This is a genomic window from Halorubrum ezzemoulense DSM 17463 (genome assembly GCF_002114285.1).
Taxonomy (GTDB): Archaea; Halobacteriota; Halobacteria; order Halobacteriales; family Haloferacaceae; genus Halorubrum; species Halorubrum ezzemoulense.
This window is the reverse complement of sequence record NZ_NEDJ01000002.1, coordinates 111886-125880: the sequence shown is the minus strand read 5'-3', so window position 1 is coordinate 125880 and position 13995 is coordinate 111886. Positions and strand designations below refer to the sequence as shown.

Genomic DNA, 13995 nt, shown 5'->3' with positions numbered 1-13995 from the left:
TCCGTCGACCCGCGCAGACGCTCGGTGGTCCGGGGCGGTGACCACCGGTACCTAAATCCCCGTGACGCGTATGACGCGACATGAGCGACCGCGCGGGCGAATCGAGCGCAGACCAGGACCTCCAGACCGTCATCGACCGGATGGCCGACGGGTTCTTCGCCCTCGACGCGGACTGGAGGGTCACGTACGCCAACGAGGAGGGACGGCGGATCCTGCGGGCCGCGATGCGCGACGACGCGGTCGATCCGAGCGAGACGGTTGTGGGGTGTCACCGGTGGGACTCGATCCCGAATTCGACCGGGACGGAGTTCTACGAGCGGTACCACCACGCCATGGACGTCCAAGAGTCCGTCTCGTTCGACTCGTACTACGAACCGCTGGGCGTCTGGTTCGACGTGCGCGTGTTCCCCTCCGACGAGGGGCTCTCGGTGTACCTCCGGGACATCACCGAGCGACGCGACCTAGAGCGGCGCCAGCGGGAGAGCCTCCGGGCCATCCAGCGCCTCTACGCGGTCTCCTCGGACCAGGACCGCACCTTCGAGGAGAAGGTCGAGGCGATACTGACGCTCGGCTGCGAGTACCTCGACGTGCCGAACGGCTTCCTCACCCGGATCGAGGACGGCACCCAGCACGTCGAGATATCGCACGCGGAACACCCGCTGCTACAGGCCGGCGAGACCTGCCCCCTCGACGCGGCGTACTGTAAGCGGACCATCGAGCGCGACCGGCTGTTGACAGTCGTCGACGCCTCCGAGAACGGGTGGAACGACGACTCGGCCTACGAGACGTTCGGCCTCGAGACGTACATCGGCGGACAGGTCGAGATCGACGGCGAGCAGTACGGGACGCTCTGCTTCGCCGCGACCACGCCGCGCGGCGAGCCGTTCACGGACACGCAGCGGACGTTCGTCGAACTGCTGACGCGGTGGGTGAGCTACGAGCTGGAGCGACAGCACGCGGCGGAGCAGCTCGAACGCGAACGCGACCGGCTCGACGAGTTCGCCAGCGTCGTGAGCCACGACCTCCGGAACCCGCTCACGGCCGCCCGGGGTCGGCTGGACCTCCTCGCGGAGGAGTCCGACAGCGACCACATCGCCCCGATCGAGCGGTCGCTCTCACGGATGGAGACGCTCATCGACGACCTGCTGGCGCTCGCGCGCGAGGGGAGCGACGTCGAGGACCCGGACCCGGTCGACCTCGCGGCGCTCGCGACCGACGCGTGGAAGACGAGCGACAGTCGGGGCGGGACGCTCCGCGTCGCGCTCGACGACTCTGAAGTCCTCGCCGACGAGGCGCGGCTGCGACAGCTGTTCGAGAACCTGTTCCGGAACGCCGTGGAACACGGCGGCGAGGACGTGACGGTCACCGTCGGACCGCTCGCGGACGGCGCCGGGTTCTACGTGGCCGACGACGGAGAAGGGATCCCCGAAGCGGAGCGGGACCAGGTGTTCGAGACCGGCTACACGACGACGACGGACGGGACGGGGTTCGGGCTGAACATCGTCGCCGAGATCGCCGACGCGCACGGCTGGGCGGTGCGAGTGACGGCGTCCGAGGCGGACGGCGCCCGGTTCGAGATCACCGGCGTCGAGGCCGCCTGAGCCGTTCGGTCACTCGGCGTCGACGAAGTCCGGCTCCGTCCGCTTCTCCGCGCGCTCGTCGACGAGGTGGTCGACGAATGTGTCGAGGTCGACGTCGCCGCGCTGGTTCTCGAAGCGGTCGCGCACCGAGACCGTGCCCGCCTCCTGCTCGTCGTCGCCGACGATGACCATGTACGGGAGGCGGTCGTCGTGGCCCGCGCGGATCTTGCGGCCGACGGTCCAGTCGCGGTCCTCGACCTCGACGCGGAAGCCCGCGTCTTCCAGCTCGTTCTTCACGCGGTGGGCGTAGCCCAGCGTCTCGTCGGAGACGGGGAGGATCCGAACCTGCTCCGGCGCGAGCCACAGCGGGAAGTTCCCGTCGAAGTGCTCGATCAGCACCATGAAGAACCGCTCGTAGCTCCCGTACAGCGCCCGGTGGATCATCACCGGCTGGTGCTCCTCGTTGTCCTCGCCCGTGTAGGTCAGGTCGAACCGGTCGGGCATGTTGAAGTCGAGCTGGACGGTCGGACCGTCCCAGACGCGGCCGAGGGCGTCCTCGAAGCCGAAGTCGATCTTCGGGCCGTAGAACGCGCCGTCGCCGGGCTCGATGTCGTAGTCGTAGCCGCCCGATTCGAGCACGTCGCGGAGCTGCTCCTCAGCGGACTCCCAGATCTCGTCGCCGCCGACAGACTTGTCGGGGCGGGTCGCTAAGGCGACCTCGACCTCCAGATCGAGCGTCTCCACGACCTCGAAGATCATCTCGATCACCGACTCGATCTCCTGCCGGATCTGGTCGGGGCGGACGAACAGGTGGCCGTCGTCGATGGTGAACGACCAGACGCGCGAGAGGCCCGACAGCTCGCCGCGCTGCTCTTTCCGGTACACCTTCCCGTTCTCGAAGTAGCGCTGGGGGAGGTCGCGGTACGACCAGTTCTGCTGGTCGAAGATCGTCGCGTGGCCCGGGCAGTTCATCGGCTTCAGGCCGTACTCCTCGTCGTTCACGTCGAGGAGGAACATGTCGTCCTTGTAGTTCTCGTAGTGGCCGGACTGCTTCCACAGCTCCGTCCGGAACACGTGCGGCGTCTCGACCTCCTCGTACCCCTTCTCGCGGTTGAGCTCGTTCGCGAAGTCGGACAGCTCGCGCAGCACCGTCTTCCCCGGCGGGTGGTACAGCGGCAGGCCGGGGCCGGTCACCGTCGGGATCGAGAAGAGGTTCATCTCCTGCCCGATCTTTCGGTGGTCGCGCTCTTGGGCCTCCTCGCGGAGTTCGAGGTACTCTTCGAGGTCGGACTCGCTCGCGAACGCGGTGCCGTACACGCGCGTCAGCGTGTCGTTCTCCTCGTCGCCGCGCCAGTAGGCGGCCGACACCTCGAGCAGCGTCGCCGCGCCGATCTCGCCGGTCGACTCGACGTGCGGGCCCTGACAGAGGTCCTGCCAGTCGTCCTGGACGTAGAAGGTGACCTCCTCGCCGTCGGCCTCCTCGTCGAGTATCTGGCGTTTGTACTCGTTGTCGGCGTAGATCTCTTTCGCCTCCTCGCGCGAGCGGACCTCGCGCTCGATGTCGTAGTCGGCGGCGATTATCTCGTCCATCTCCGCCTCGACGGCGGCCAGGTCGTCCTCGTCGACGTCCACGTCGGTCACGTCGTAGTAGAAGCCGTCGTCGGTCGGCGGGCCGATCGTCAGCGTCGCCTCCGGGTGGAGCCGCTGGAGCGCCTGCGCGAACACGTGGGCCGCGGAATGGCGCAACACCGTGAGGTACTCGTCGGACTGGTCGGTGACGATCTCGATCCGCGCGCCGTCGTGGACCGCCGCGTGCTTCTCGACGAGTTCGCCGTCGATCTTCCCCGCGACGGTGTCGCGACCGAGCCCGGGGCCGATCTCGAAGGCGACGTCCTCGACTGTCGAGCCCGCCGGAACGGTGAGTTCTGATCCGTCCGGCAGGACGACCGTCACCTCGGCCTCCGCATCGGTCTCGCTCATACAGTGTCGGAACCGGACGACCGGCATAAGTGTGTTCGATCCGCGGCGCCGAGCGTCACGGTCGACCGGACATCGTTCGCCGCTCGCCGCCAGATCCCGGCAAGTCACGCCGCCGCTCTGGAGCCCCGGATCGGGAGCGAGCGATGGCAACACACAAATCACCCGGCAACGTTTGCCGCCCTATGACCAGTCATCGGGAGCCCCTGTCGTCGGTGTTGGAGGCGATCGGGGAGACGCCGCTCGTCGAGGTCCACGACGCGCCGACCGCGGTGCCGGTGTACGCCAAGCTGGAGTCGTTCAACCCTGGAGCGAGCATCAAGGACCGCATCGGGAGGTACATGCTCGAACGCATGCTGGAGCGGGGCGACCTCGGCGAGGGCGGCACCGTGGTCGAGCCGACCGCCGGCAACACCGGGATCGGGCTCGCGGTCGCCGCCAAGCAGCTGGGGTTAAACGCCGTCTTCGTCGTTCCCGAGCGCTTCTCGGTGGAGAAACAGCAGCTCATGCGCGCGCTCGGCGCCGAGGTGGTGAACACGCCGAGCGAGGACGGGATGGGGCTCGCGATCGACCGCGCCCACGAGATCGCGGCGGAGCTCGACGACGCGGTCGTCCCCCAACAGTTCTCGAACCCGCTCAACGCCGAGGCACACTACGAGACGACCGCCCCCGAGATCGACGAGGCCCTCGACGGCGAGGTCGGCGCGGTCGTCGCCGGCTGCGGCACGGGCGGGACGCTGATGGGGATCGCCCGCTACTTCCGCGAGGCCGACCCGGACACCCACGTCGTCGCGGTCGAGCCGGCCGGCTCCGCGTACCGCGAGTTCCTCGACGAGGACGTCGACCACGAGGCGTACAAGACCGAGGGGATCGGCACCCACGACACCGGACGCAACGAGCTGTTCGACCCGGACCTCGTCGACGAGATCCAAGCGATCGACGACCGCGCCGTCCACGAGGAGATGGGCCGGCTCGCGAGCGAGGAGGGCCACCTCGTCGCCTCCTCGTCGGCCGCGAACGCGATCGCGGCGAAGCGGGTCGCGCGGGAGATCCGCGACGGCAAGATAGACGCCCCGCACGACGCGGTCGTCACCGTCTTCCCCGACTCCTCCGAGCGCTACCTCTCGAAGGGCGTCTACCGGTCCTTCGAGGAGTGGGAGGGGTAGGTGGCGGAGCGGCGCGACGCCGCCCAGACACCGGCCGGTACCGCGGCCGCCGCCCGGTCCGTTATCCGCGCAGTCGACCGTGTTCGACCTTGAGACAGCGGTCCTGAACGACGTCGATCCCGTCCTCCTCCGCGGCCGCGGCCGCCTCGTCGTGGCTGATCCCGAGTTGGAGCCACAGCGTCCCGGCGTCGCCGCGCGACGCGTGTCGCTCGCGGACGGCCTCGGCGATCTCCGGGACCTCCTCGCTCGGCCGGAACACGTCAACGATGTCGATCTCTTCTTCCACGTCGCCGACCGCGTCGTACGCCGGTTCGCCGAGCACCTCGTCCGCGAACGGATTCACCGGGATCACGCGGTACCCCCGGTCCTGAAGATACGCGGGCACGTCGTGCGCGGCCTTCCCGGGCGTCGTCGAACAGCCGACGACGGCGATCGTCTCGGCGTCGAGCAGGCGGTCGAGTCCGGCGTCGTCCGTGACGGGCATGGTCGACGATTCGATCGCCATGCGATTAAACGGATCCCTAGCCGCTGTGAAGAGAAGCGTGGTCGTCGGCTCCCGGTCAGGGGAGTCGGATCTCGGGGTCGCCGTCCTCGGGGACGGTGACGATGCCGTCGAACAGCTGTTTGAGCGTGTTCATCGCCTGGTCGTCGTGGGCGGTCGAGTCGATGCTGTACAGTCCCAGTCCGTCGACGCTCTGGACGCGGCCCGTGAACACGTGGAGGAACCGGAACACCGTCTGGAGGTCCGAGTACATCAGCAGCGTCGACAGCGAGTGGACCATCACGCGGTTCTGATCGATACCGCGGTCGCCGAACGCCTGGAGGAACTCGGAGAGCTTGATCCCGATCCCGGTCATGTCTACCGGCGAGGAGGCGTACTTGATACGGTCGGACTCGCGGGTCTCGCCCCCCTGCTGGCGGGTGACGCAGTCGACGACCGCGACGGGCTTCCCCTCGTAGGGCGTCCGCTCCTCGTAGTCGCGGAGCACCCGATCGGCGCCGTCCTTGGTGGTGACGACGATGGCGCCCTCGTCGCGATCGGTCCCTGCGGCGAGGACGTCCATCATTATCGACCGCTTCCCGCTGAGCGGCGGGCCGGTCAACAGAATGTTGGTCCCGGGATCGACATCGGCGTCGAAATGCGGCGTCAGCTCATACATGGACGCACCTCGGGGGCGGCGACGTCGGCGCGATCCACTCGTTCGGCCGCGAGGCCGTGCGACCAAGACACATCTACTACCTGAACATGCCCGCTCCGAATAATATTCTTTTTGATCGGCCCCTGCGACGCGACGGCGCGTCCCGATCGGGCCGTGGACCCGATCGGACGGCGAATTCGGCCGCCAGTGGGGGGCCGAACGCCGCCGGACCGTGGAAATCTATCACGCAGGCGAATCGACCGATCGGCGACGCCGGGCCGGAACCGACGGACTGCGCGGCGCCGGTTTCGAATCGCGGGACTTAACACGCTCTCGGAAGTAAGCCGACGTGAGGGCGCTTAGCTCAGTTTGGACAGAGTGCTTGGCTTCGGACCAAGTTGCCACGGGTTCAAATCCTGTAGCGCCCACTCACTCGCGGTCCGTTGCCGAACTAGTCCTAATTCTACTGTAGAGTCTCGGATCGAATGGTGGGTGTAGAGAGCTTGCCGGATTCATCCCGCGCCTAAAGGCGCGGGTATTCTCCTTGCGTCTTATAACACTGGCGTCACTCGCTTACCGTTCCGATCGGTTGCCGGTTACTAGAGACGGTGCGGAGCGCACACGAGACTCGCAATTTCGGCCGCCGCTCGCGAGCTCGGTGTCGAGTAGCGACGGGAACCGGACTCAGTCGGCTTCGAGGTGCTCTCGTCGCGTTCGCCAATGAGGGAGACTCGACCGCGATCGTGATACGACTGTCCCCTTGCGGGTCGTAGCGGTCCACGAGCCCCGCGTCCTCAAGCTTCGGAAGCCGTCGATCGATCGTCTGATCGGAGTCGAATACGTCGCACAACGGCGCCTCCGGATACTTCCGGACTCGGCGAACCGATCGGCGCCCCCGCTATCTTTTTGTGACTCGTCCGGCTCCCGATAGTCGTGCCTATTCGGAGCGCGAAAGACGCGGCGTCGCTCTACGCGGAGGTCCGGGACTACGACCTCGTCGTGACGCCCGACGCCCCGGTCGCGAGCGCGATCAACCGCCGCCTCGACCGCCCGCACTTCGGAACGTTCGCGACCACGCCGCGCCGCCTCGCGGCCGGTCGCCGCGAGCAGGCGGAGGACCGCCGGGCGTTCCTCGAGATCGTCCGACAGACCGACCACGACTGGAAGGCGGTCGCGTACGCCGTCGGGAACGTCCTCCAGTGTTGGGAACACACCGGCCGGCTCGGCGCGGTCTTAGAGTACGACGCCTACGTCGACGACGCGACCCGCGAGGTCGTCGAAGTCATGCGGACGCTGCGGACGACCTCGAAGCGGCTCACGGAGTACGCGATCGACGACGGTGGGTCCGTCGCCGTCGTCGGGTACGACCAGCTGACCGAACTGGAGCGCGGCGTCCTCCCGGATGCGTTCGATCGCGTCGACCTCTTCAGCGGGGAGGCGTTCGACCCCCCGCCCTTCCACGTCTTCGAGTCGGCGACCGACATCGTCGCCGCGCTCCGCGATACGATCACGGCGCACAATGCGGACCGCGTCGCCGTCGTCCTCGACGGCGGCGGGAAGTACTCCTCGCTCGTCGAGTCCGCGTTCGAGGCCGCGGGCATCCCCTTCTACGGCGGGCCGGGGTTCGCGGACGACCCGCACCACCGGACGTTCGTCCGGCTCCTCCGGCTCTGTTTCCGGGGGAGCGACGCGACCGTCGGCGACGCCGCCCCGATCCTCGCGCAACTGGGGATGGACGTCCCGACCGCGGACCGGGAGCGGCGGTTGGCGGCCGTCGACCACCCCGCCACGGAGTGGCTGCGGACGTTCCGCGACGGCGTCGGCGACCGGACGTTCGCGGCGGCGCTCGACGCCTACGCGACCGAGGCCGGCGTCGAACTGGACCGGCTCGACGAGGAGCTGCGGAACCTGGGGCTCGCCGACGCGCAAGTGACCGCCGGCGCGGTCGACCGACTCGCCTACTACCTCCAGACCTACGAGGTCCCCGTCGACAGGGAGAACGAGGGCGTCCTCCTCGCCGACGCGAAGTCCTCCGCGTACGTCGACCGCCCCGTCGTCTTCCACCTCGGAATGGGAGAGGAGTGGACGCACTCGGCGCCCCAGCGGCCGTGGGTGGACACCGAGACCCAGTTCGCGCGCTACGTCGGCGACTTCCAGCGCCTGCTCCAGAGCGGTGACCGACGGTACTACCTCGTTCAAGACGCGGCCGGCGGGGAGCCGGTCACTCCGTGCCTGTACCTCGGCGACCTCCTCGACGAGGAGTTCGAGCGGTTCAGCGACCTCGACTCGGTCGAACACCGGCCGCGACCGCGGTCGACGGGCGCGGGCTTCGACCGTGAACCGACCGGAGTGGACCCCGAGACGGTCGGGACGGTCAGCCAGTCGACCCTGAATAGCTACGTCAACAGCCCCCGGGACTACCTCTTCGGGCGGCTCCTCGACACTCCGGATCGGGAACGGTTCGTCGAGGGGACCCTCTTCCACGACTTCGCGGAGTTCTACGTGAACCACCCCGAGGCGGTCGCCGCGGCCGACACCGACGCCCTCGTCGACGCCATGCTCGCGGAGACCGAGGCGTTCTCCTCGGCCGCCGACGAGCCCCTCCGCCGCCGGAAGTACCGCATCGGACTGGAGCTGATCGCGGAGTATCTCGACGAGGAGGGGCCGGAGTCGGACGACTTCCTCACGGCGGCGTCGGGGTGGGGAACCAATTTCTTCGCGGAACACTTCGACGAGCCGGTCGACTCACCGCTCACCGAGCGCTGGTTCGAGGACGATGCCCTCGGCGTGAAGGGGAAGATCGACCTCGTGCGGGCGCCGACCGCGCTGCTCGATTACAAGAGCGGACGCAAGAAGCGCACCGCACAGGTCGTCGGCGACGCGGCGGTCGACCCGCCGGCGGACGCGCCGAACTTTCAGGCGGCGCTGTACCTGACGTACTACCGGTCGGTCCGTCCGAATGAGCGGCTGGAGTTCACGTTCTTCCACTTCCTCGAGCCGATGGCCGACGTGATCGCGGGCGACGCCGACCTCGGCGACGCGCTCACGACGGTCACCTACCACCCGGTCGCCTTCGACGAGTACGTCGGCTCCCGGGATGCGTACGAGCGGCTCCTCGACGGCTACACCGACTGTCGGGAGACGTTCGAGGACCTCGGCTACTCGGCCTACGAGCAGGTTGTGGCCCCGCTGACGTTCCCCGAGACGACCGACAAGGGCGAACTCCGCGACTCCGAGTTCGCCGAGCGGTTCACCGCCGCGGTCGACGCGGAAACGTCCGCGGCCGTCGACGCCGAGAAGGGCGCGGACCAGGCGATCCGAGAGCTCAACGGCGCCCGCAGGCGGGCCTTCTTCCGCGAGGACCTCGACGCCTTCGAGGCGTTCGTCGACGAGCGCCCCGACGAACTCAACGCCCGGTGCGCCGGCGAGGAGCGGTTCCCGGTCGACGGGCTCGCCGGCGCGCCGAACTACCGGCGCGTGGACAACCGCGACCTGCTGTTGGAGGGGGACCGATGAGCGAGCCGACGCCGAACGAGGCCCAGCGGGAGCTCATCGAGAGCACGGCGGGGACGCACCTGGTCGACGCCGGTCCCGGGACGGGGAAGACGTTCGCCGTCACCCGGCGCTACGGACGGATCGTCGACCGGCCGGACGTGGAACCGGACGACGTGCTGCTGGCGACGTTCACGCGGAGCGCCGCGACCGAGATGCGAGAGCGGATCGTCGACCACAGCGCGTACGGCCTGCGGGAGCTGGCCGACGCCCCGATCCGGACGTTCCACTCGCACTGCCACGAACTGCTTCAGGAGCACGGGTACGCCGCGCCGACACACCTCGGCCTCGACGAGCGGATCACGGGGTCGACGCGGATCCTCGAAGACGAGCTGATCGAGGCCGAGCGGTTCCGCGAGTTCTTCGGCGGCTTCCGCGACGACCACCCGGAACACGCGGCGTTTTACCGCGCGCTCGCCGAACCGGGCGAGCTGCTCGACCTGATCGGAGAGCTCGCGTCGAAGGGGATCTTCCCCACTGCCGACGGGTGGTATCGAGGCGGCGAATCATACCTCGACGGCGACTTCGAGGCGTTCAGAGCGCGGTTCGACGCGGCGAACCGACCCCGGAACGACGGCCGGAAACAGTCGGCGCTGCGCGAGGACCTGAGCGACTTCGGCCGCCACAAGACGTACCGCTCGGACGCCCCGTCGAAGTCGGAGCTGCGCGGCGGCCGCGGGACGAAGCGCCTCGACGACGACGTGGCGCGGGCGGTCTTCGACGAGGACCGCGACGGGCTCAAGGCGTTCGTCCGCGACGTGTACTTCGAGTACCTGCGATTTGCGCTGCGCCGCAACTACCTATCCTTCAGCTTCCTCCAGCTGTTCGCGTTCGTCCTCCTCTGCGAGGACGAGCGCGCCCGCGAGGCGGCGCAGTTCGAGTACGTCATGGTCGACGAGTTTCAGGACACGAGTGAGCTCCAGTTCAAGCTCGCGCTGCTTCTGTCCGGGACCGAGAACTTCTGCGCCGTCGGCGACTGGAAGCAGAGCATCTACTCGTTCCAGTACGCGGACGTGCGCAACGTCACCGAGTTCGAAGCGCGGCTGGAGCGGTTCGCCGCCGAACTCAACGACGACGCCGACCGGGTCCCGTTCGACGCGACCGACCCGACCCGGATCGAACTGCGGGAGAACTACCGGTCGACGGCGTCGGTCATCGACCTCTCGGAGCGGGCGATCGCGGCGCCGGCTGCGAGCGGAGATACCGTCGCGGTCGACCCCGACGACGTCGTCGGGCTCTCCTCGAATACTCCCTTCGACAACACGGTCGTCGAGGGAATCCGCCACGAGGACGAACACGAGGCGGTCCTCTCGAAGGTTCAGGCGATCGTCGGCAACGACGACTACGCCGTCGAGGGGGCGGACGGCGAACCGCGACCGCCGGAGTACGGGGATATCGCGGTGTTCACCCGGACCCGAGACTACGGGCGGGAACTCCTCGCCGCCGCCGACGAGTACGACTTCCCGATGGCCTACGACGGCGGGATCGAACTGTTCCGGACGGATCCGGCGAAACTGCTGCTCGCGTGGCTTCGGATCCTCGAAACCGACGCCGACCGCGGCTGGGCGGTGGTCCTCGAACGGGCCGGGTACGCGTTCGACGAGATCGGTCGCTTCCTGGAGACGGGGTCGTACCCTGACGACCCGGCGGCGTTCCGCGACGGGCTCCACGATCTGGAGTCGGTCGGCGCGGTCGCCCGCCGCGTCCTCGACCGCTACGGCTTCGCGGGCGACGCGGCGGACGTGCTCCTCCACACGGTCCAGTCGGTCCACGACGCGACGACGGCGACTCGCGGCGAGCTGATCCGGTTCATGGAGCGCGGCGTCGAGACCGGCAGCACGGTCGACGTCGCCGCGTCCGCGGGCGACGACGCGGTGACCGTCCAGACGATTCACGCCGCGAAGGGGTTGGAGTATCCGATCGTCGTCATGGCGAACATGAACGCGGGGCGCTTCCCACCTCGAGCCGGCGGATCGAGCGTCATCGAGTACCGGGACCCGGTGGGGCTCCGACAGCAGAAGGTGTACTCGGCGGAGCGGGCCCACCCGCACGTGTACGACAACTGGCGGCACGACGTGATCCGGCGCTGCCTACCGCGGGCGTACGACGAGGAACGCCGGCTGCTCTACGTCGCGGTCACGCGCGCGGAGAGCCACGTCGTGTTCGCGGCCGGCGAGGACCCGAACACGTTCCTCGAGGAGCTTCCCGTCGCCGTCGAAGAGATCGAACCAGCGGTCGAGTCGCTCGACCGCGAGGAGCCCGCCGACGCGGAACTGCCGTTCTCGGTGACGGCGCCTGACGGCCCGATCGGTCACAGCCCACACTCGCTGATGGACGAGACCGTGTTCGAGGCGGCGGACGAGCGGTCGGAGGCGGGCGCCGAGGCGGCGCCCGAGACTCGCGGCATGGACTTCGGCTCTCGGGTCCACGACTTTGCGGAGGCGTACGCGCTCGGCGACGACGTGACGCCGTCGAACGACCACGAGCGGCGAGTCGTCGACCTACTCGACGGGCTGTCGGGCGAGCGGTACGTCGAGGAGCCGGTGACGCTCCCGCTCGAGGTCGACGGCCGCCGCGTCACGGTCTCGGGGATCGCGGACCTCGTTCACGTGACCGACGACCGGGTCGCAGTCGTCGATTACAAGACGGACTCGACGCGGCGCGCGCGGGCAGAGTACCAGAAGCAGCTCAGCGTCTACTACCACGTCCTCGACGAGTGGTTCGCCGAGAAAGCGGTCGAAACGAGCCTGTTCTACACGAGCGATGGGACGCTCGAGCGGGTCGAGCCACTCGCCGTCGAGGAGCTGCGCGCGCTCGTTCGAGCGACCGAGTCGCCGTCCGGGTGAGGCCCCGACCGGTCCGACTGGCGCTCCCGACTTGCTCCCTCGCCGGCGCCACCCGAGGTGAGTGACCGTCTCGCGCCGGCTCCGTGACGGGGTGGAATTTTTGTCGACGCGAACCGGACGACGCGTATGGCGCTCCCCGAGGCAGGACCGACCCGCGCCGGCGTCGACGACCGCGACCGCTCCGGAACACCGGGGGCGCCCCCGTGAGCGCCGGCGGCGACGACGCGGACGCAGAGGCGGATTCCGGGGCGCTGGACGGGTTTCGGCGACTCTTCGCGCTGGAGCGCGACGTGTTCGTGCTGTCGATCGCGATGTTCGCGTTCAGCTTGGGGTTCCAGATGACGAACCGGTACCTCCCGGAGTACATGGTCGCGCTCGGGGCGTCCGGGTTCGTCGTCGGGCTCTTCGGGACGTTCGGCAACGTTATCTCGGCGATCTACCCGTACCCGGGCGGCGCCGTCTCGGACCGTATCGGCTCGCGGTACGCGCTCACCCTCTTCGGGCTGCTGTCGACGCTCGGCTTCCTCGTCTGGCTGGTCGCGCCCGGGGTCGGCCCGATCGCGGTGGGCGGACTCATCGTGGAGCCGTGGGTCTGGATCTTCGTCGGACTGGTCCTCGCGCAGGCGTGGAAGTCGTTCGGGCTCGGCGCGACGTTCGCCGTCGTGAAGCAGGCGACCGACCCCTCGCGACTGGCCGCCGGGTTCGCCAGCACGGAGACGTTCCGGCGGACGGCGTTCCTCGTCGGACCCGTGCTGGCCGCCGTCCTCATCGGACTCCGCGCGGAGTTCACCGTCAGCTTCCAGTTCGTCCTCGCGGTCGCGGTCGCCTTCGGCGTCCTCGGCACGCTCGTCCAGCACGTCCTCTACGACGCGAGCGGCGACTCCTTCGGCGACTCGTTCGCGGGGCTCGACCGGGTCCGGCGCGACCTGCGGGAGATGCCGGCGCCGCTCCGGCCGCTGCTCGTCGGCGACACGCTCGTCCGGTTCGCGAACGGGATGGTGTACGTGTTCTTCGTCCTCGTCGTCACGCAGTTCTTCCAAGTCGGCCTCGACGCGACCGTCGCGCTGGGCGGGTTCGCGTACGACGTGGACCTCTCGCCGCAGGCGTTCTTCGGCTACCTCCTCGGCGTCGAGATGCTCGTCGCGCTGTTGATCATGGTCCCCGCTTCGCGGCTCGCGGAGCGCATCGGCCTCAAGCCGGTCGTCGCTGTCGGGTTCGCGGTGTACGCCCTCTTCCCGGTCGTACTGATCTACGCGCCGGCCCTCGCGGGGTCGGCGCTGCCACTGTCGGCCGTGATGATCGCCGTTTTCGCGTTCTCGGGGCTGCGGTTCGCGGGCCTGCCGTCGCACAAGGCGCTCATCGTCGGCCCGGCGGAGCAGGGGGCCGGCGGCCGCGTCACCGGGACGTACTACCTCCTCCGGAACACGGTCGTGATCCCGAGCGCGGCGGTCGGGGGGTACCTGTGGGACTTCGTCAGCCCCCAGGTCGCGTTCACCGTCGCGGCCGTCGTCGGGCTCGTTGGCACCGGCTACTTCCTCGCGTTCGGCAAGGAGTTCGAGGCGTACGCGTGAAGCGAGACGCCCCGGATCGGGAACCGGGCGCGGGCGGCCATCGACCCCGGCGCGGGCGGCCATCGACCCCGGCGCGGGCGACCACAGACCCCGGCGCCGGACCCCGCCCGGTGGCTCGGGTGACCGGCTCGCGTAGGTTTATTGGAGCGGCGACGCTCGTCGAT

At 68.9% G+C, this 13995-nt stretch carries 8 protein-coding genes and 1 tRNA gene; 6 read left to right on the top strand and 3 right to left on the bottom strand.

The window, feature by feature from the left end; genetic code table 11:
- Positions 1-80: 80 nt before the first annotated feature.
- Positions 81-1601 (top strand): ATP-binding protein, encoded by a 1521-nt coding sequence (locus B9H04_RS01365; RefSeq protein WP_085682383.1) that lies wholly within the window; start codon positions 81-83, stop codon positions 1599-1601.
- 9 nt (positions 1602-1610) lie between these two features.
- Here the strand turns inward: B9H04_RS01365 and thrS are convergent, their stop codons facing one another.
- Positions 1611-3587 (bottom strand): threonine--tRNA ligase, encoded by a 1977-nt coding sequence (gene thrS, locus B9H04_RS01360; RefSeq protein WP_176454974.1) that lies wholly within the window; start codon positions 3585-3587, stop codon positions 1611-1613.
- Between the two features lie 155 nt (positions 3588-3742).
- Here thrS and B9H04_RS01355 point away from each other — a divergent pair, with 155 nt between their 5' ends.
- The gene (locus B9H04_RS01355) at positions 3743-4723 is read left to right on the top strand and encodes a PLP-dependent cysteine synthase family protein (protein ID WP_049929671.1); all 981 of its coding nucleotides are present in this window, start codon (positions 3743-3745) and stop codon (positions 4721-4723) included.
- A 61-nt stretch (positions 4724-4784) separates the two neighbouring features.
- Here B9H04_RS01355 and B9H04_RS01350 read toward each other — a convergent pair whose 3' ends face one another.
- Together B9H04_RS01350 and B9H04_RS01345 are read right to left on the bottom strand one after the other, a co-directional pair.
- A complete protein-coding gene (locus B9H04_RS01350; RefSeq protein WP_049930089.1) occupies positions 4785-5207 on the bottom strand; it encodes a CoA-binding protein in 423 nt (140 codons plus the stop codon).
- Positions 5208-5283: 76 nt separating this feature from the next.
- Positions 5284-5883 carry an RAD55 family ATPase gene (locus B9H04_RS01345; protein ID WP_049929670.1) on the bottom strand — a complete coding sequence of 200 codons (600 nt, stop codon included), beginning with the start codon at positions 5881-5883 and terminating at the stop codon, positions 5284-5286.
- A gap of 332 nt (positions 5884-6215) precedes the next feature.
- Here B9H04_RS01345 and B9H04_RS01340 point away from each other — a divergent pair.
- The 4 genes from B9H04_RS01340 (at position 6216) to B9H04_RS01325 (ending at position 13831) form a co-directional block, all read left to right on the top strand.
- A tRNA-Arg gene (locus tag B9H04_RS01340) sits at positions 6216-6290 on the top strand.
- Positions 6291-6795: 505 nt separating this feature from the next.
- Positions 6796-9378: a PD-(D/E)XK nuclease family protein gene (locus B9H04_RS01335; protein WP_085682382.1), complete on the top strand. Its 2583-nt coding sequence runs from the start codon at positions 6796-6798 to the stop codon at positions 9376-9378.
- Positions 9375-12260 carry a UvrD-helicase domain-containing protein gene (locus tag B9H04_RS01330; protein WP_049929668.1) on the top strand — a complete coding sequence of 962 codons (2886 nt, stop codon included), beginning with the start codon at positions 9375-9377 and terminating at the stop codon, positions 12258-12260. Before B9H04_RS01335 ends, B9H04_RS01330 begins: the two co-directional genes overlap by 4 nt.
- A gap of 203 nt (positions 12261-12463) precedes the next feature.
- Positions 12464-13831 (top strand): MFS transporter, encoded by a 1368-nt coding sequence (locus tag B9H04_RS01325; protein WP_049929667.1) that lies wholly within the window; start codon positions 12464-12466, stop codon positions 13829-13831.
- Positions 13832-13995: the final 164 nt, after the last annotated feature.